At 70.6% G+C, this 17,983-nt stretch carries 16 protein-coding genes; 11 read left to right on the top strand and 5 right to left on the bottom strand.

Annotated features, from left to right (window positions below):
- Positions 1-4 precede the first annotated feature (4 nt).
- Positions 5-973 carry a phosphotransferase family protein gene (locus OG381_RS43335; RefSeq protein ID WP_327721475.1) on the top strand — a complete coding sequence of 323 codons (969 nt, stop codon included), beginning with the start codon at positions 5-7 and terminating at the stop codon, positions 971-973.
- A 33-nt stretch (positions 974-1,006) separates the two neighbouring features.
- Here the strand turns inward: OG381_RS43335 and OG381_RS43330 are convergent, their stop codons facing one another.
- Positions 1,007-1,777: a phosphotransferase enzyme family protein gene (locus OG381_RS43330; RefSeq protein WP_327721474.1), complete on the bottom strand. Its 771-nt coding sequence runs from the start codon at positions 1,775-1,777 to the stop codon at positions 1,007-1,009.
- A 666-nt stretch (positions 1,778-2,443) separates the two neighbouring features.
- On the opposite strand from OG381_RS43330, the gene OG381_RS43325 reads away from it, so the two are divergent.
- Positions 2,444-3,175, top strand: coding sequence for an HAD family hydrolase (locus OG381_RS43325; protein ID WP_327721473.1), 732 nt, complete (start codon positions 2,444-2,446; stop codon positions 3,173-3,175).
- 287 nt (positions 3,176-3,462) lie between these two features.
- A complete protein-coding gene (locus OG381_RS43320; RefSeq protein WP_327721472.1) occupies positions 3,463-4,428 on the top strand; it encodes a GNAT family N-acetyltransferase in 966 nt (321 codons plus the stop codon).
- 32 nt (positions 4,429-4,460) lie between these two features.
- Here OG381_RS43320 and OG381_RS43315 read toward each other — a convergent pair whose 3' ends face one another.
- Together OG381_RS43315 and OG381_RS43310 are read right to left on the bottom strand one after the other, a co-directional pair.
- On the bottom strand, positions 4,461-5,114 hold the full coding sequence (locus OG381_RS43315; protein WP_327721471.1) for a response regulator transcription factor: 654 nt from the start codon (positions 5,112-5,114) through the stop codon (positions 4,461-4,463).
- A complete protein-coding gene (locus OG381_RS43310; protein ID WP_327721469.1) occupies positions 5,111-6,247 on the bottom strand; it encodes a sensor histidine kinase in 1,137 nt (378 codons plus the stop codon). The genes OG381_RS43315 and OG381_RS43310 overlap by 4 nt, the downstream gene beginning before the upstream one ends.
- 249 nt (positions 6,248-6,496) lie before the next feature.
- Here OG381_RS43310 and OG381_RS43305 point away from each other — a divergent pair, with 249 nt between their 5' ends.
- A complete protein-coding gene (locus OG381_RS43305; RefSeq protein WP_327721467.1) occupies positions 6,497-7,117 on the top strand; it encodes a hypothetical protein in 621 nt (206 codons plus the stop codon).
- Here OG381_RS43305 and OG381_RS43300 read toward each other — a convergent pair.
- Entirely contained in the window at positions 7,107-8,225 is a 1,119-nt protein-coding gene (locus OG381_RS43300; RefSeq protein ID WP_443062064.1) for an endonuclease/exonuclease/phosphatase family protein, read from the bottom strand. The two genes, OG381_RS43305 and OG381_RS43300, sit on opposite strands and share 11 nt — an antisense overlap.
- 23 nt (positions 8,226-8,248) lie before the next feature.
- On the bottom strand, positions 8,249-8,902 hold the full coding sequence (locus OG381_RS43295) for a M15 family metallopeptidase (protein ID WP_327721465.1): 654 nt from the start codon (positions 8,900-8,902) through the stop codon (positions 8,249-8,251).
- Positions 8,903-8,988: 86 nt separating this feature from the next.
- Between OG381_RS43295 and OG381_RS43290 the strand changes: the two genes are divergently transcribed.
- From OG381_RS43290 to OG381_RS43260, 7 genes are all read left to right on the top strand, one after another.
- On the top strand, positions 8,989-9,696 hold the full coding sequence (locus OG381_RS43290; RefSeq protein WP_327721464.1) for a response regulator transcription factor: 708 nt from the start codon (positions 8,989-8,991) through the stop codon (positions 9,694-9,696).
- Positions 9,689-10,813: a sensor histidine kinase gene (locus OG381_RS43285; protein ID WP_327721463.1), complete on the top strand. Its 1,125-nt coding sequence runs from the start codon at positions 9,689-9,691 to the stop codon at positions 10,811-10,813. Before OG381_RS43290 ends, OG381_RS43285 begins: the two co-directional genes overlap by 8 nt.
- A gap of 290 nt (positions 10,814-11,103) precedes the next feature.
- A complete protein-coding gene (locus OG381_RS43280) occupies positions 11,104-12,246 on the top strand; it encodes a LacI family DNA-binding transcriptional regulator (RefSeq protein ID WP_327721461.1) in 1,143 nt (380 codons plus the stop codon).
- 322 nt (positions 12,247-12,568) lie between these two features.
- Positions 12,569-13,960 carry an ABC transporter substrate-binding protein gene (locus tag OG381_RS43275; RefSeq protein WP_327721460.1) on the top strand — a complete coding sequence of 464 codons (1,392 nt, stop codon included), beginning with the start codon at positions 12,569-12,571 and terminating at the stop codon, positions 13,958-13,960.
- A gap of 1 nt (position 13,961) precedes the next feature.
- Positions 13,962-14,858, top strand: coding sequence for a carbohydrate ABC transporter permease (locus OG381_RS43270; RefSeq protein ID WP_327721458.1), 897 nt, complete (start codon positions 13,962-13,964; stop codon positions 14,856-14,858).
- Positions 14,855-15,796, top strand: coding sequence for a carbohydrate ABC transporter permease (locus tag OG381_RS43265; protein WP_443061986.1), 942 nt, complete (start codon positions 14,855-14,857; stop codon positions 15,794-15,796). Before OG381_RS43270 ends, OG381_RS43265 begins: the two co-directional genes overlap by 4 nt.
- Positions 15,797-15,842: 46 nt before the next feature.
- Positions 15,843-17,969, top strand: a complete 2,127-nt coding sequence (locus OG381_RS43260; protein ID WP_327721457.1) for a beta-galactosidase — start codon at positions 15,843-15,845, stop codon at positions 17,967-17,969.
- The last annotated feature ends 14 nt before the right edge of the window (positions 17,970-17,983 follow it).

Genomic DNA, 17,983 nt, shown 5'->3' with positions numbered 1-17,983 from the left:
CGCGGTGATCGACCACGGCGAGCCGGCGACGGTCCGGCCATTGACCCTGGCCTGGGTGGGCCGGCAACTCGGCACCGGTGAACGGATCGTCGGAACCGAGGTGCTGCACGGCGGGATCACCGCCGAAATGCGCCGACTGACCATCGGCACGCGGGACGGAGCCACCCGCGACCTGGTCCTGCGAACCTTCGTCGACCCGTACTTCGTGGAGCACGCCGAGGAGCTGCTCAACCGTGAGGCCGACGTCCTCGCCCGGCTCGCGGGGACCGGAGTGCCCGCTCCGGGACCGGTCGCGGCTGATCCGACCGCCACGCACTGCGAGTATCCCTCGCTCCTCATGACACATCTGGCGGGCCGGACCGTCCTCGACGACGAGGGAGTGGAGGCACGGATCCCCCTGCTGGCCCGTCAGCTCGTGGCGATCCACGCGTTGCGGCCCGCCGAACGCCCCCAGGAGTACAAGGCCTGGACGACCGCCGACGCGGTCGTCCCTCCGGACGGCGCCGATGCGGCGGCATGGGCCGCGGCGACCCGTGTGATCCGCGGGCCGGCGCCACCCTATGAAGGGCGGTTACTGCACCGGGACTTCCATCCCGGCAATGTGCTGTTCGACGTGCCGCCGCCACTCGGCCGTCCGGCGAGCCTCCGGATCAGTGGCGTCGTCGACTGGGTACAGACCTCCTGGGGCCCGCCGGACCTCGACGTGGCGCACTGCTCCACCAATCTCGCGCTGCTGCACGGCCCGGCGTGGGGTGCGCGGTTCGCCGAGGCGTACGAGGAGGCCGGCGGGGTACTGGCCGCGACCCCGAGCGAGCGGCTGTACTGGCGGCTGCTGGACGCGCTGGCCTTCGCGCCGGGCGCCGAGTCGGCCGGGCGGCCGTGGCGGGAGGCGGGGAGGACGGAGCTGACGACACGGGCCGTCGAGGGGCGGCTCGATGCCTACGTCACCGCTCTGATGGACACGCTGGGCTGAGCTCCTTCCGATGACGGCGCGAGGGACGAGGTGTCAGCCGAAGAGGTGCCGGTGGTCCTGGCTCCAGGCCAGCTTGCGTCCGAGGTCCAGCAGGTAACCCCCGGCCACCCAGGTCGCCTGGGGTTCGTGCCCGGCTTCGGCCAGTAGGCGTACCCGTTCGATGGTGTCCTGCTGTTCGCGGATGACAGCGTCAACGACGCCGTCGGTGGAAGAAAGACCGTAGGCCGTGCAGAACACCTCCAGGCGTCGGCGGCGGTCGGGAGGCTGCGGGTAGTGCAGCCGGCGCGTGCACTCGGCGTCGTCCCGAAACGGGGCGACGTACTGCAATGCGTAGGCGATGTCGTGCAGCCGCGCTGCCGGGCGGGCGAAGTCGAAGTCGATGAGGCCCACGGGCCGTGGGCCTTGCCAGACCACGTTCCACGGACCGAAGTCGCCGTGGCACACCACCTCACCGTCGGCGGCCTCTGTCGCACCGACCGCCCAGGCCGCGTCGCCGGGAGGCGTGAAGCCGGTGGTGGCGTCGTGGTAGTCGCGCAGCAGCCGGGCGAACGCGGACAGGCCGTTGTCGTCCACGACCTTGGCCCACCCCAGCGGCCCCGACTCGCCGTCGATGTAGCCGAGGACCTCACGGCCTTCCCCGTCGAACCCCAGGACGCGCGGAGCACACGGGAAGCCCACCCCCTCAAGATGCCGCAGCAGCGCGTGCACCGTCTCGGTCCAGGGCCGCACGGGGCGGCGCACTGTGTCGCCGATCCGCACGACCTGCCGGTGAGCGTGGTCCTGCAACACATGCTCGTTCGTCACGACATGAGGCTATCCACGTCTCCGACGGGACGACTCGCGGCCCATGCCCCCTGAGCCATGGGGCGACGCCGAGGTCACCGTTCCCGAATGCGCCACCACCACCAGCGTCCCGCCGTCCATTCGCTCATCCAACCGGGGTCCGGAACGGTACGCCGTTCGAACTCCACGTCGATCCGCTCCACCAAGCGGCCCAGATCTGCTCGGGCTCCTGCGGGCAGGTACAGCAGAGCCACTTCCAGATCATCTCGGCCGTCCTCGATCTCGATGCCGGGGCTCTCGGCGGGGCCGGACAGATATCGTCCCGGCTCTTTGAAGGCCCACTCGAACCGACTGAGGGCGTCAGCGACTGCGTCGGGCCAGAGATGGTCGGCCTCAACACGTCGTATCGCTGCCCGAGTTCGGGCTGTTACGCCGGGGATCCGACGGACCGGAATGTGTTTCGCTGGCCGCCATCGCTCGGCGCGGACGGCCTTCGGGCGCCTACGCGGCATTGCCCTTTCTGATCAGAGTCATGTCGGCATTCTGCCACGGCCCGCGCCTTCGGAGAGGGGCGAGGGGTCCGGTCATCGCAGCCCGGAACAGCCCTTCCGTGTCGACGAGTTGGCTCAACCTACGGAAGCCGTAATCGCCTTGGCATCAGGGACAAGCCCACGGGACGATCACCTCATGGCGGATGTGATCTTCTTCGATCTGGACGGCACCCTGGTCGATCATCGAAGCGCGGTCTGGGAAACGATCGGCCAGATCGTCCGGGCCGCGCCGAACGCGACGGCTCCACCGGAGGAGCTGACAGCTTTGTGGTGGACGCTGGAGGCACGCCACATGCGGGAATACCTTGCCGGTCAGTGCTCCTTCGCCGAGCACCACCGGCGCAGGGTCCGCTCCTTCCTGCCGATGCTCGGCGAGCCGGTTCCGGAGAGTCCCGGCCTGCTGGACGCCTGGATCTCCGAGCGTTACCTCACGGTGTTCGAGGAGGCGTGGCAGTGCTATCCCGATGTCGAGCCATGTCTGGAGACCCTGAAACGGCTCCCTGGGGGACCGCGTCTGGCTGTTCTGACCAACGGGGATCCCGACCAACAGCGCGCCAAGCTGGCCCGGTTCGGTCTCCTGGACTACTTCGAAGCCGTCCTGACCCCGACCGAGCTCGGTGCGGCCAAGCCTGCCGCCTACGCCGCCGCCTGCCGGTGGATGCGTACGGGCCCCGTCCAGGCGGTCAACGTGGGCGACATGCTGGAAAGCGATGTGAACGCGGCCGCCCTCGCCGGACTCACCGGAGTCTGGCTGGACCGCGGCATCGACTTCGTCACCGGTGGACCGTCGCCGACGGCAGACGAGACGGTTCTCCGCATCGAGAAGCTCACCGACCTCCCCGACCGCTTGACCCGTACGAACGCCTGACGGGCGCTCACGGCTGCCGCCGTGGCCCCTGTCCGGGACGAGCCGAAAAACGTGCGGGGCCTGTCCGCAGATGCGGACAGGCCCCATATGGAGCGCCGGGCAGGCCTTGCACCTGCCTCTCCCCGCAGGAAGCGGGGCGTCTTTCCTTGGACCACCAACGCACTGCCTGTCGACCAGAGTTGTGGCGACCGGCTCGTGATCAACTCTAGCCCATGTCCGGGGCGGAATTCACCACGCGCCCCGAAACTGAAGTGCGTCCGGCCGCAGTGACACCTATCGTGCCGCCCATGCATGCGACGCCGGTCCACCGGCCCCTCACGCTCGACAACGCCCCGGCCCTGGCCGAGTTGTTCGCCGCGGTAGAGGCGGCCGACGGCACCGACGAGCACTACGACGCCGACGACCTCGCCGAAGAACTGGGCGACCCTCGCCTGGAGTTGACCCAGGACTCGGTGGGGGTGTGGTCGCACGGCGAACTGATCGGTTACGCCAAGGCGACGGGGCTGCCGGACGCGACCGACGTACACCAGGTGCACGTCGAGGGGGCGGTACGACCCGACGCACGCGGCCGAGGCGTGGGCGCCGACCTGGTGAACTGGCAGGTGGCCCGGGCGGCACAGCTGCATCGCGAGCGGTTTCCCGACCTGCCGGGCGAGGCACACATCCCGATCCACGCGCCGAACACCACCAAACGGGACCTGTATCAGGGAGCCGGGTTCGAGGCGCGACGCTGGTTCTTCGACATGCGTCGGCCGCTGGAGTCCGACGAGATCCCGGTGACGGTCCCGGCGGGCGGGCTGCGCGTCGTCCCCTTCACCGCGGTATACGACGAGGCGACCCGGTTGGCGCACAACGAAGCGTTCCGCGACCACTGGGGTCACACCCCGAGCAGCGCCGACCGGTGGCGTCACGGCACCACCGGCGCCCGGTCGTTCCGGCCTGACATGTCGTTCCTGGCGCTGGACGGGGACGAGGTCGCCGGGTACCTGATCAGCCACGAGTACGACGCCGACACCGCGATGACCGGCATCCGCGAATGCTGGATCGCCCGGCTCGGCACCCGACCGCCCTGGCGTGGCAGCGGCGTGGCCACCGCGCTGCTCACCACCTGCCTGCGGACCGGCCAGGAGCAGGGCTTTCACCGAGCCGCTCTGAATGTGGACAGCGCCAATGCCACCGGTGCGCTGAGCCTGTACGAGCGATGCGGGTTCCGCACTCGGCACACGTGGATCGGCTACGTGCGGCCGCTCTAGCGCAGGGCACGCCCATCCAGGGGGTCGGGGGTTCACAGCAGGCCGAGGTCGCGGGCGCGCAGTGCGGCCTGGGTGCGGTCGCGCAGGGCGAGGCGGCTGAGGATGCGGGATACGTGGTTCTTCACCGTGCCTTCGCTGAGGTACAGCTGCGCGGCGATCTCCCGGTTGGTGCGGCCGCGCGCCACGAGCCGCAGGATGTCGATCTCGCGCGGGCTGAGGGCCGGAGCGGCGGCGGGCGGCTCGGGGGCGGCATGGGGCAGGGCGGCGGCGAGCCGGGCGGCCACCGAGGAGTCGAGCTGGGTGACTCCGGCGTGCGCCAGGCAGACCGCCTGCGCGAGTTCCTCGGCCGGCAGGTCCTTGAGCAGATAGCCGCTGGCTCCCGCGCGCAGCGCCTGGACGACGTACTCCTCGTCGTCGAACGTCGTCAGCATCACGACCCGGCACCCCGGTGCCCGGCCGCGCAGCACGGCGACGGCCTCCACGCCGTCCAGTTCCGGCATCCGTACGTCCATCAGGACGACGTCGGGTCCCAGTTCCACCGCCTTCTCCACGGCCTCCCGCCCGTTGACCGCCGTACCGACGACGGTGATGCCCGGCCGGATCGAGAGCAGGGCGGCGATGCCGTCCCGGATCAGCTGCTGGTCGTCCACCACCAGCACCCGTACCGCCGTCGGCTCCTGGCTCACCGCTCGCCTTCCCGTCGCGGGACGACGACGGTGAGCCGTGTGCCCTCGCCCGGTGTGCTGTCGATGTCGACGCTCCCGGCGACCAGGTGCACCCGTTCGCGCATGCCGGTCAGGCCGAATCCGGCCGTGGCCCGGTCCGGTGTGAAGCCGCAGCCGTCGTCCGTCACCGCCAGCCGTGCGGTGTCCTCGGTCAGCCGGACCGCGACGGACACCCGCGAGGCCCGCGCGTGGCGCAGCGCGTTGGTCAGCCCCTCCTGGGCGGCCCGGTACAACGCGGTCAGTGCGGCGGTGCCGTAACCGTCCTCCTCCCCCGTCACCTCCACGCTGACGCACGGCCCCGCACCGCCGTCACGTGCCCATGCCGCGAGCGTGGCCGACAGGGACGGGCGCGCGTCTTCGCGCAGCGCGCGCACCGACTGCCTCACGTCGCCGAGGGCCAGTTTCACCGACTGTCTGGCCTCGGTCATCGCCCGTCCGGCAGCTTCCGGGTCCAGGACGCGGAACTCGGAGGCGATCTCCAACTGCACCGAGATCGCGGTGAGATGGTGGCCGAGGCTGTCGTGGATGTCGCGGGCGAGCCGGTTGCGTTCGGTCGCCGCGGACAGCTCCGCGACGCGCGCGGCGTACGCCTGCAGTTCTCTCCGGGCGCGTTGCTCGCCGACGGCGACGGCGGCCATCGAGATCGCCAGCACCAGGCCGACCGCGACCATCAGCAGGTCGGACACGTACTCCATGTCGCGATACCAGGCGGGGGCCGTCAGCAGGAAGCCGGTGAGCAGTCCGGTCAGGCACAGTGCCCCCAGAACGAGCGCCGTCGTGCGGCCGAACGCGAAGTAGGCGGTGAACGGCAGGAGTACGAACAGCACTTGGGCGAGTTCCGAGGCATCCGCCGCGACGACGGCGCCTGTCAGCACGCACCGCGCGAGCAGCAGCGGCACCCGCGGCAGCTTCCGCCGACGCCCCACCAAGTCCAGTGCGCACAGGGCGACGAGCCCGGCGACGAAGCCGGCCGTGCGCCAGGACAACAGCCCGGGGCCGGCGCCCAGATCCGCCGCCAGGTAGTAGATGCCGCCGGCGAAGACCGCGCCGTACAGCAGCGGTGACACCCACGGCACGGGCACGTACGCCGACATGCACACCCCCACCCCCGACGCCACCGCCCAGGCTAGGCCGGACGCGCGGGCCAGGCGACACCGACGGGAGAACTCCGGCCGGGAGCCGCGAAGTACGGACGAACGGCACATGCCGAACGGCACTCCACCGACCGCGGGCGCCGATGACCTCCAGTCGCCGATGTGGCCGCTCGGCACCTGCCCGGACCGGCTGCTCGCTTCCTACGGTTTCGGCCTGACCTGCCCTTCGACACACCGGAGTTGGCTCTCATGTCCGCAGCGTTCGGCTCTGTGCCCGTCCCCGCCCGGCTCCCCCGCTTCGGCGCCCTGTGCGGGGTGCTGTCCGGCCTGCTCATCGCACTGCCCGCCGCCGTCGAGGCATTCACCGGCGAAACCGCCGTGACCAGCCTCCTCCTCGCCCTGTCCCCCGCGTTGGCCCTGCCGTTCCTCACCGCGCTCCACCAGTGGCAGAGCCCCGCCACCGGCCGCTTCGGAGAGACCGCCTATCTCGTGAACCTCATCGGGCTCGGCCTGTTCGGCGGGGCCGCGTTCGCGGCGAACCTGGTGCTCTACTACCTGGACGACGACGTCATCGAAGCGGAACTGACGGGCCCCACCGTTCCCGCCCTCCTCGGTTCGGCGTTCGTCTTCGCCGTGGGCTGCGCGCTGTTCGGGGCGGCGCTGATCCGTGCCCGGATGCTTCCGAGGGTTGCGGCGTGGGGGTACGCCGTCGCACTGCCCCTGTTCGCCTTCTTGATCGCGCTGCCCGATTCCGTGCTGACGAGTGCCCTGCACATCGTCGTCGGCGTCGTGCTGGTATGGCTCTCGACCGCTCTGTGGCAGTCCGCCTCGTCGAACGACCGGACCGCTGCCTCGGCGTTCACCAGCTGATGCGGGCGGCCACCGGCAGATGGTCGCTGCCGGTGGCCGGCAGGACCCACGAGCTGTCCGGCTCCACGCCGCGGATCAGGATCTGGTCGATCCGCGCCACAGGGAACTTCGCCGGCCAGGTGAAGCCGAAGCCGTCGCCGGCCGTGTCCTGTGCCGAGTGCAGCCGTGAGGTGATGCCGGAGAGCGCGCGGTCGTCCATGGTGCCGTTCAGGTCGCCGAGCAGCACCACGCGCTCGTTCCGCTCGGCGGCGACAGCCTTGGCGAGGGCCCGCGCGTTCCTGTCCCGCGAGCCGGTCCAGAAGCCTGTCCGGGGAGTCACGCGTACGGATCCCAGGTGGGCGACGTACACGGCGAGGGGACCGTTGTCCGTGGCGACCGTGGCGCGCAGTGCCCGGTTGTAGGCCAGCTTGACGTCGGCCGGCTTGGTCGCCCCCAGCGGCCCGGCGTCCATCTCGGTGTCGACCGGCCGGGTGTCCGACAGCGGCAGCTTGCTCCACAGCCCGACCGTGCCCTGGACCGTGTGGAACGGGTACGCCTTCGCCAGCCCCTTCTCGTACACGACCCGGTCCTGCGCGGTCAGCTCCTCCAGCGCCAGCACGTCCGCACCCGAGGCGGCCAGGTCGCGGGCGGTGCCGGCCGGGTCGGGGTTGTCGGCGCCGACGTTGTGGCCGGCCACGGTGAGGTCGCCCCCCGCGTGGGACTTGTCGCCGAGGAGCCCGCCGAAGAGGTTCAGCCAGACCATGGCCGGCAGCAGCAGCGCGACCACGGTCGAGGCGGAGCGACGCCACAGGGCCGCGGCCAGCAGCACCGGGATGAACAGGCCGAACCACGGCAGGAAGGTCTCGACCAGACTGCCGAGGCCACCGGTCCGGTTCGGGATCTTCGCGTGCAGCAGCATGAGCAGGCCCAGCAGCAGCGCCAGCGCGGCGAGCACCGGGCCGCGCTTCCACGGCTCCGGCCGGGAGCCGATGCGGAGCGCCCGGTGGACGGCCGTGCGCCAGATTCCGGCGTCGGGGTCCTGTCGGATACCCGCGGGCCGGGTACCGGCGTCGGCTTCCTGGCTGCCGGCGCCGTCCTGTGCGGGCTGCGCTGTGTCCGCCTGTGCCATCGTCTGTCCTCGCTCGCTGCTGGTCACTGCTGCATCCTGGGGTCCTGGGTGGGGTCGGCATACATGCGGGGGCAATTCCGGTCGATCGCCTCGGTCCGCAGTTCGTAATGCCAGGGTTCGTTCTCGTAGATCTGGCACAGCCCGTACGCGGCGCCGTGCGTCGACAGCCACGCCGTCGCGTCGGAGCGGCCGATGTCGACCGCGTCCCCCGACACGTGGGGAGACGTCGCCGCGGTGGCCACCCATCGGGCGGCTTCGGCTTCGGATCCGTACTCGGAGACCGCCTCACGAAGAAGCTGGTCCTGGTACTCGGGGGAACGCCAGCCGCTGTTGACGTAGAACGCCACGCCGTCGTCGGTGGCAGCCGTCGCAGCCTCGCGCAGGGCCTCGAGCAGATCCGGATCGAGGTGGGTCACGGCCGGAAGCGCGTCATCGAAGACCGTCACGCCGTCGGGGACGACACCGCCGGCCTCGCCGAGCGCACCACGGTGCTCAGCGCGATGAGGGCTCGTGAGTGATGCGGTGGAAGGAGGTAAGGGGGGCCAGGAGGACGAGGACTTCGTCACCTGGTGGCCGAGGGCCGCGGTGAGCCCCACCAAGGCGACGAACAGGCCGACGGCGAGGAGCCATCGCGGCCGGTGGGTCGGTGTCCGTGCAGATGGTGCGGTTCGCGTCATACCGACAGTCAAGGCAGCGTGGTGTTGTCGGCACGTATGCGGTTTTCGATATGCCGACGATAGGCGCCGACTCGTAGCCTCGGAGCATGCGTGTGCTGATTGTCGAGGACGAGCCCCATCTGGCCGAAGCCATCCGCGACGGCCTGCGTCTGGAGGCGATCGCGGCCGACCTCGCGGGCGACGGCGACACCGCGCTGGAACTGCTGAGCGTCAACACCTACGACATCGCCGTCCTCGACCGCGACATCCCCGGACCGTCCGGTGACGAGATCGCCGAACGCATCGTCGCCTCCGGCAGCGGCATGCCCATCCTCATGCTCACCGCGGCCGACCGGCTCGACGACAAGGCCTCCGGCTTCGAACTCGGCGCCGACGACTACCTCACCAAGCCCTTCGCACTCCAGGAACTCGCGCTCAGGCTCAGGGCGCTGGACCGCAGACGTGCCCACAGCAGGCCCCCCGTGCAGGAGATCGCGGGGCTGCGGCTCAACGCGTTCCGCCGAGAGGTCTACCGCGACGGCCGCTATGTCGCGCTGACCAGGAAGCAGTTCGCGGTGCTCGAAGTCCTCGTCGCCGCCGACGGCGGTGTCGTCAGCGCCGAAGAGCTCCTGGAACGCGCGTGGGACGAGAACGCCGACCCGTTCACCAACGCCGTGCGCATCACCGTCTCGGCACTGCGCAAGCGTCTCGGCGAACCCTGGATCATCGCCACCGTGCCCGGCGTCGGCTACCGCATCGACACCCAGCCAGAGACCGGCCCGGAGGCCGGAGCCGAGGGGCGAGACCATGGATAGAGCGCCCGGTGTGAGCGTCCGCCTCAAGCTCACCCTCAGCTACGCCGGATTCCTCATGGTCGCCGGCGCCCTGCTGCTCGCGGCGGTGTGGGTCTTCCTCCTCCGCTACGTTCCCGACCGCGCGATGCTCATCAACCCCGACGACCGGCCCACGGGTGTCTTTCCCATCCGGTCGGTCCTTCTGCACGTCTTCGCGCCGAGGGCGGTCGCGGTGCTGGCGTTCCTGCTGGTGTTCGGCCTCGTGGGAGGGTGGCTGCTCGCCGGCCGGATGCTCGCCCCGCTGACCCGCATCACCGAAGCGACCCGCCTGGCCTCGACCGGCTCGCTCGCCCACCGGGTCCGGCTGCCGGGCCGCAGGGACGAGTTCCGCGAGCTCGCCGACGCCTTCGACACCATGCTCGCCCGCCTGGAGGAACACGTCGCCGAACAGCGCCGGTTCGCGGCCAACGCCTCTCACGAGCTGCGCACCCCGCTCGCTATCTCGAAGTCGCTTCTCGACGTGGCCCGCACCGATCCGACCCACGACACCGGCGAGATCATCGAGCGCCTCCACGCCGTCAACACCCGGGCGATCGACCTCACCGAGGCGCTGCTCCTGCTCAGCCGCGCCGGCCAGCGCTCCTTCACCCGCGAACGAGTCGACCTGTCCCTCCTGGCGGAAGAAGCCACCGAGACACTCCTCTCCCTGGCGGAAAAGCTCGGCGTCACCATCGAGACCTCCGGCGACATCGCCCCCACCGACGGCTCACACGCGCTGCTGCTCCAGCTGAGCATGAACCTCGTCCACAACGCGATCGTCCACAACCTGCCGGGACAGGGCACCGTGTCGGTGAACACCGGCGTCCGCACCGAGACCGTGGTGCTCACGGTCGAGAACACCGGCGAGAAACTCACCCCAGAGGTGATCTCCACGCTCACCGCACCGTTCCAGCGCGGCACCGAGCGCATCCACACCGACCACGCGGGCGTCGGCCTCGGCCTGGCCATCGTCAACACCATCACGCAGGCACACGACGGCACCCTGACCCTCACCCCTCGCTCCGCGGGCGGGATCAGCGTCAGCGTGGAACTGCCCCGGTCTCCCGGCACCCTGACAGGTGACGCTCCAGCGCACTGACGCGCCGGTCCTCCCTGAGCGTCGCGCCTGGTCAGAGCCCCCGTCTCCCGGCAGACCGAGCCGTGCAGGAAGGCCGCGTTCCAGGGTGCGAGACGCCCGCCGCGCCGCTGTCGGCGCCGGTTGTTCGCCGCCACGGCGCCGGTCCTGTCGGCGGCCCAGGACCGACCGAACGTTACGGATACGTTCCGAGCTCTTGACGGCCACCGTATGACTGCGTAGACATGACCGCGCAGTCAGACATACGGCGTCTGACGGGAGCGGGCTTGATCGTGCGGCCATCGGGAGACGTCATGACGCGAGGTACTGGACGGGACAAAAGCCCCGGCGCACCGCGCAGTGTGGATGTGGCCCGGGTGGCCGGGGTCTCCCAGAAGACGGTGTCGAGGGTCTTCAACGACGAGCCGTACGTCTCCGCCGACGTACGCCGGCGCGTCCTCGACGCCGCCGAACAGCTCGGCTACCGGCGCAACAACGCCGCCCGGGCGCTGGCCTCCGGGCGGACCCGCTCGATCGGCGTGGTGACACTGGGCACGGCCCTGTACGGTCCCGCCTCACTGCTCATGGGTGTGGAGCGGGTCGTCCGGGACACGGGCTACGCGCTGCGCGTGGTCAACACGATGGAGGGCGACCCGGCGGGCCTCGCCGGCGCCGTCGGCTCGCTCCTCGATCAGGGCGTGGACGGCATCGTCATCTCCGAGCCGATCGACGAGCCGGGCGGCGGCGAAGCCGAACCCCTCCGCGTCGACGTGCCGGTGCTGGTTCTCGGCGCACCGCAGCCCTTCACGGCCTCCACGGTGCTGTTCGGGGGACGGGGCGCCGACCGGATGGCACGGGCGGTCGTCGAGCATCTGCTGGACCTGGGACACGCGACGGTCCATCACCTCGCCGGCCCCCAGCGGTGGTACGCCGCCAAGGACCGTCTCGAGGGATGGCGGTCGGCACTGGCCGCACACGACAGGGACGTGCCGCCGGTCATCGAGGGCGACTGGTCGGCCGCCTCCGGCTACGCGGCGGGCCGGGAACTGGCCGCCGACCCCGAGGTGACGGCGGTGTTCGCCGCCAACGACGACATGGCCATCGGCCTGATCCGGGCGCTGGCGGAAGCCGGGCGGAGGGTGCCGCAGGACGTCAGCGTCGTCGGCTTCGACGACATCCCGGTCGCCGCCTATGTGACCCCTCCCCTGACCACGGTGCGACAGCCGTTCGACACGGTGGCGCAGGAGGGCCTCAAGCGACTCGTGCACGCCATCGACAACCCGCAGGCACAGGCTCTGCCGGCGAGCGATCCGCCGGTCGACCTCATCGTGCGCGCCTCGACCCAGCCCCCGCCGCCCCGGACACCGCCGGGACGCCGACGACATAGCGCCTCCCGATCCCCTGGAGAGGTGTCCCCTCACCGGCTCCCTGAGAAAGACCCGTCCACCCGCCGCTGAACGGCGCCGACCAGTTCGGGCTCCAGAGCCCGGACCCGGCCCGTGAGCCCAGGGTCTGGCGGCCGCACCGGCCGCAGCTCAGCCCCTGCCCAGCCCGACCGCGTCCCCGCCACAGCGGACGACCCCGCCACCCGGACGACGTACGCGTTCCCTTCGCCCAGCGGCTCCCGAGCCGTTTGGCGGCCCGCGCCACCGCGCTTTACCGAACCCGTCGGCTTCGACGTCCAGATCGTCGCGCCACGCACGCTCTCCCCTTCGCCATCCACCTTTCCGCACGCCCTCCCCCGGCGTGCCGTCCCTTCGCCATCGGCGGGAGTTCACCATGCCCACATCCGGATCCTTCGTCAGCCCCTCCTCCATGAACCGTCGTCTGTTCCTCACCGCGACGGGCGCCCTGTCGCTAGGCGCCGCCCTGACGGCGTGCGGCGGCGGTGACTCCGGCGGTTCCTCGTCGGCCGCGAAGCCGGTCAGTCAGGCCGACATCGACAAGGCGATGAAGACTCCGACCGAGCTGACGTTCTGGACCTGGGTCCCGAACATCGCCAAGGAGGTCGCCCTCTTCGAGAAGAAGTACCCGGCCGTCAAGATCAAGATCGTCAACGCCGGTCAGGGCACCCCGCAGTACACCAAGTTGCGTACCGCGCTGAAGGCCGGAAGCGGCGCTCCGGACATGGTGCAGATCGAGTACCAGGCCATCCCGACCTTCACGATCACCAACAGCCTCCTGGACCTGCGTCCTTACGGCGCCTCCGCCCTCAAGAACCAGTTCGTGGACTGGACCTGGGGCCAGGTCAGCGGCAGCGACGGCGAGGTCTGGGCGATCCCCCAGGACACCGGCCCGATGGGCATGCTGTACCGCAAGGACATCTTCGACAAGCACGGCATCGACGTCCCCGGGACCTGGGACGAGTTCGCCGCGGCGGCACGCAAGCTCCACAAGGCCGACCCGGACGTCTACCTCACCAACCTCGCGGCGAACCAGCCCGCCGCCTGGCACGGCCTGCAGTGGCAGGCGGGCGCCAAGCCCTATATCACCTCCGGCAAGAGCGACATCGCCATCAGTGTCGACGACGCCGTCTCCCGCAAGCTCGGCGAGTACTGGGGCGGGCTCGCCAAGGAGGGCGTCATCGGCGTCGAGCCCGACTTCACCGACGGCTGGTACGCGGCCCTCAACAAGGGCAAGTACGCCACCTGGCTCACCGCGGCCTGGGGACCCGTCTTCCTCTCCGGCTCCGCCAAGGCCACCGCGGGCAAGTGGCGGGCGGCCCCGCTGCCGCAGTGGGACGCCGCCAAGCCCAGTTCGGGCAACTGGGGCGGCTCGACCACCGCGGTCATCCGCTCGACCAAGAACCCCATCGCGGCGGCCGAGTTCGCGAAGTTCCTCAACTCCGACCCGGCCAGCGCCCGGATGTTCGCCACCGAGCAGTTCTTCTTCCCGGCGACCAAGGCCCTGCTCACGGACGCCGAGTTCGTCGGCCAGGCACCGTCGTTCTACGGCGGCCAGAAGGTCAACCAGCTGTTCGCCGACATCAGTTCCACGGTCAACTCCTCCTTCCAGTGGCCGCCGTTCCTCGACCAGGCGGCCACCGACTGGACAGAGACGGTCGGCAAGTCCCTCGCCGACAAGACCGACACCGTCCGCGCGCTCGGCACGTGGCAGTCGCGACTGACGACGTACGCCAAGGGCCAGGGCTTCACCGTCAAGGGGAGCTGAGATGGCTGCCACCACCGCGGCCCCCGCCAAGGGCAAGCGCCGTGCGGCAGGACCGCTGTTCGTCGCACCGTTCATGGTGCTCTTCCTCCTGCTCTTCCTCGCCCCGCTCGGCTACGCCGCCTACCTCAGCCTCTTCCAGGAACGCCTCATCGGCGGCACGGCCTTCGTCGGACTGGACAACTACGTCAAGGCCGTCCAGGACCCGCAGCTCATCCATGGCGTCGGACGTGTCGCGCTGTTCTTCGTGATCCAGGTCCCGGTGATGCTGCTGCTCGCCCTGCTGTTCGCCCTCGCGTTGGACAGCGGGCTGCTGCGGCTGGCCCGGGTGATCCGGCTGGGCATCTTCGTGCCGTACGCCGTGCCCAGCGTGGTCGCGGCCCTCATGTGGGGCTATCTGTACGGCCCGGACTTCGGCCCGTTCGCCCAGCTGAGCCGGGACCTGGACCTGCCGGTCCCGCGATTCCTCAGCGAGGGCTGGATGCTCGGCAGCCTCGCGAACATCGTGACCTGGGAGTTCGTCGGCTACAACATGATCATCCTGTACGCCGCCCTGCGCACCATCCCCACCGAGCTCTACGAAGCGGCGGCCATGGACGGCGCCGGCGCCTGGCGCATCGCCTGGTCCGTCAAACTCCCCGCGCTCAAGCCGGCGTTGATGCTCACCCTGCTGTTCTCCGTCATCGGCAGCTTCCAGCTCTTCAACGAACCGAACCTGCTGATGAAGGTCGCCCCGGACGTCATCAGCAGCTCCTACACCGCCAACCTCTACGCCTACTCCCTCGCCTTCACCGGCCAGCAGGTCAACTACGCGGCCACGGTGTCCTTCCTCCTCGGCCTCGTCATCGTGATCGCCTCCTACGCCATCCTGCTCACCGCGAACCGCAGGAGGACCCCGTGACGACCACCACAGCCCCGCCCCCGGGGACCACGAGCACCCCGGTGAAGGGCCGGAAGCCCGCGACGCGCGGCCGGCGCGCGCCGTCCTCCGGGCGCCGCAGCACCCCGCTGACGATCGCCATGCTGGCCGCCCTGGCCTACTTCCTCCTCCCCCTGTTCTGGCTGCTGATCGCCTCGACCAAGAGCACCCAGGATCTGTTCAACAGCTTTGGCCTGTGGTTCTCGGACGCCCCACAGCTGCTGGCGAACGTCAAGGCGACCTTCACCCAGGACGACGGGGTCTTCGTGCACTGGCTCCTCAACACGGTGATGTACGCCGTGGTGAGCTCCGTCGGTGCCGCCCTGCTCGCGGCCGCGGCCGGGTACGGCTTCGCCAAGTTCCGTTTCCGCGGCGACCGGTTGGGCTTCAACCTGGTCCTCGGCGCCGTTATGGTCCCGACCACCGCCCTCGCGATCCCGACCTACCTGCTCTTCGCGGAGGCGGGCCTGGTCAACACCCCCTGGGCGATCATCCTGCCCTCCCTGGTCAACCCGTTCGGCCTCTACCTCATGCGGGTCTACGCCCAGGACGCCGTGCCGGACAGCATCCTGGAGGCCGCCCGCATCGACGGCGCCGGGGAAGCCCGGATCTTCTTCACCATCGCCCTGCGGCTGCTCGCACCCGGCCTGGTGACCGTGCTGCTGTTCACGCTGGTGGCGACCTGGAACAACTACTTCCTGCCGCTGATCATGCTGAATGACCCGGACCTGTACCCGATCACGGTCGGCCTGTCCTCCTGGGCCGCCCAGGCCCAGAACGGCGGGGCCGGCTCCAGCAGCGACATGCTCGCGCTCGTCGTGACCGGCTCCCTGATCTCGATCCTGCCCCTCGTCGTGGCCTTCCTGCTCCTGCAGCGGTACTGGCAGAGCGGCCTTGCCGCCGGCGGCGTCAAGCAGTAGGGCACGCAGCCCTCGTACCACTCCCCCTTCCCCGGAGGTTTCCTTCATGGCGGCTCTGCCTGCCCGCGTCCTCTTCGGCGCCGCTTACTACCACGAGTACCAGCCGTACGAGCGCCCCGACGAACGTCTCAAGACCGACCTGGACCTGATGTCCGAGGCCCATGTCACCGTCATCCGGGTCGGTGAGTCGGTGTGGTCGACCTGGGAACCGGAGAACGGACGGTTCGACCTCGACTGGCTCCAGCCGGTCCTCGACGGCGCTCACGAGCGGGGCATCTCGGTCGTCCTCGGCACCCCGACGTACGCCGTCCCGCCGTGGCTCGCCCGCCAGTACCCCGAGATCACCGGCGAGCGTCGCACCGGCGAGCGCATCGGCTGGGGTGCCCGCCAAGAGGTCGACTTCACCCACCCCGCGTTCCGCTTCCACGCCGAGCGGATCATCCGCAAGATCGTCGCCCGGTACGTCGACCACCCCGCCGTCATCGGCTTCCAGGTCGACAACGAACCCGGCCTGGAGCTGTTCCACAACCACGGCGTCTTCCAGCGCTTCACCGACCACCTGCGCGCCAAGTACGGCGACGTCGAGACCCTCAACCGCGAGTGGGGACTGGTCTATTGGTCGCACCGGCTGTCGACCTGGGCCGACCTGTGGACCCCGGACGGCAACGCCCAGCCCCAGTACGACGTCGCCTGGCGGGAGTTCCAGGCCCGGCAGGTCACCGAGTTCATCGGCTGGCAGGCCGACCTCGTCCGCGAGTACGCCCGGCCCGAGCAGTTCGTCACCACCTGCATCTCCTACAAGCGCCCCGGGGTGGAGGACGACGAGCTGACCGACCGGCTCGACATCGCCACCGGCAACGCGTACTACGGCATGCAGGACGACCTGCTGCTGCCCGACCCCACGCCCGACGGTCTCGAGCAGGGCTGGCAGACCACCGGCGTCTGGGCGCTGTACCAGACCGCGGACTGGATGTTCTCCTCCCGCCAGGAGCCCTTCCTGGTCACCGAGACCAACGCCGGCTCGATCGGCATGCCGTGGGACAACCGCCCCGCCTACGACGGCCAGTGGCGCCAGGCCGCCTGGGCGCTGGTCGGACGCGGGGCCCGGATGATCGAGTACTGGCACTGGCACACGCTGCACTTCGGCGCGGAGACCTACTGGGGCGGCATCCTGCCCCACACCGGGCAGCCCGGCCGCACCTACGCGGAACTGGCCAGACTGGGCGCGGAGTTCGAGGCCGCGGGTCCGCTGGTGGCCGGGCTCGAACCGGACGCCGACATCACGATGGTGTACTCGACGCCGAGCAAGTGGCTGATGGAGAAGTACCCGCCGCTGGCCAAGCCGGACGGCGAACCCGACCCGACCGCCTACCACCGCATCTTCGACCCCTTCTACCGCGGCGCCTTCGACGCCGGCCGCCAGGTCCGCATGGTCCACGCCCGCCAGCTGCACGACCCGCGCGGCGACCGGGAGGGAATGACGCCGCAGGACGCCGCCCGGCGCCATCCCGTCCTCGTGGTCCCGGCGCTGTACATCGCCGCCGACTCGACCCTCGACTGGCTGGCCGCCTACGCGGAGGCCGGCGGCCACCTGGTCCTCGGCCCGCGCACCGGCTACGCCGACCACGAGGCGCGGGCCCGGCACGAGCCGGCGCCCGGACGGCTGGTCAACGCCGCGGGCGTCCAGTACGACGAGTTCAGCAACCTCGTACAGGAGGTCCCCCTGCGCTCGGCGTCCGGCGGACCGCTCGACCTGCCCGAGGGCGCGACGGCGACCCACTGGGCGGAGGGCCTGACCGTCACCGACGCCGACGTCCTCGTCGAGTACGACCACCCGCACTTCGGCCGCTGGCCCGCCGTCACCACCCGCCGCCACGGCGCCGGCCGCGTCACCACCGTCGGTACCGTCCCCGGCCGCGACCTCGCCCGGGCACTGGCGTCCTGGATGACGCCGGCCTCCCGCGGCGCGTGGCCGGACCTCCCGGAATCCGTCACCGCCACGACCGGCACCTCACCCGACGGACGGCGCGTCCACATCGTCCACAACTGGAGCTGGGAGCCCACCCGCGTCCAGACACCGGTGGACCTCTCCGACGCGCTGACCGGCGCCTCCGTCCCCGCGGGCACGGCGCTGGAGCTCGGCGCCTGGGACGTCCGCGTACTCGTCGCCTGACCCGACCCCTTACC

The organism is Streptomyces sp. NBC_00490 (genome assembly GCF_036013645.1).
Lineage (GTDB): Bacteria > Actinomycetota > Actinomycetes > Streptomycetales > Streptomycetaceae > Streptomyces > Streptomyces canus_F.
This window is presented reverse-complemented; position numbering and strand designations above follow the sequence as displayed.

Bases quoted from the DNA above. Each gene is read 5' to 3' on its own strand.
- OG381_RS43320 (WP_327721472.1), top strand. From the start codon at position 3,463: ATGCATGCGACGCCGGTCCACCGGCCCCTCACGCTCGACAACGCCCCG.
- OG381_RS43325 (WP_327721473.1), top strand. From the start codon at position 2,444: ATGGCGGATGTGATCTTCTTCGATCTGGACGGCACCCTGGTCGATCAT.
- OG381_RS43310 (WP_327721469.1), bottom strand. From the start codon at position 6,247: ATGTCGGCGTACGTGCCCGTGCCGTGGGTGTCACCGCTGCTGTACGGC.
- OG381_RS43285 (WP_327721463.1), top strand. From the start codon at position 9,689: ATGGATAGAGCGCCCGGTGTGAGCGTCCGCCTCAAGCTCACCCTCAGC.
- OG381_RS43270 (WP_327721458.1), top strand. From the start codon at position 13,962: ATGGCTGCCACCACCGCGGCCCCCGCCAAGGGCAAGCGCCGTGCGGCA.
- OG381_RS43305 (WP_327721467.1), top strand. From the start codon at position 6,497: ATGTCCGCAGCGTTCGGCTCTGTGCCCGTCCCCGCCCGGCTCCCCCGC.
- OG381_RS43295 (WP_327721465.1), bottom strand. From the start codon at position 8,902: ATGACGCGAACCGCACCATCTGCACGGACACCGACCCACCGGCCGCGA.
- OG381_RS43260 (WP_327721457.1), top strand. From the start codon at position 15,843: ATGGCGGCTCTGCCTGCCCGCGTCCTCTTCGGCGCCGCTTACTACCAC.
- OG381_RS43275 (WP_327721460.1), top strand. From the start codon at position 12,569: ATGCCCACATCCGGATCCTTCGTCAGCCCCTCCTCCATGAACCGTCGT.
- OG381_RS43300 (WP_443062064.1), bottom strand. From the start codon at position 8,225: ATGGCACAGGCGGACACAGCGCAGCCCGCACAGGACGGCGCCGGCAGC.
- OG381_RS43280 (WP_327721461.1), top strand. From the start codon at position 11,104: ATGACGCGAGGTACTGGACGGGACAAAAGCCCCGGCGCACCGCGCAGT.
- OG381_RS43290 (WP_327721464.1), top strand. From the start codon at position 8,989: ATGCGTGTGCTGATTGTCGAGGACGAGCCCCATCTGGCCGAAGCCATC.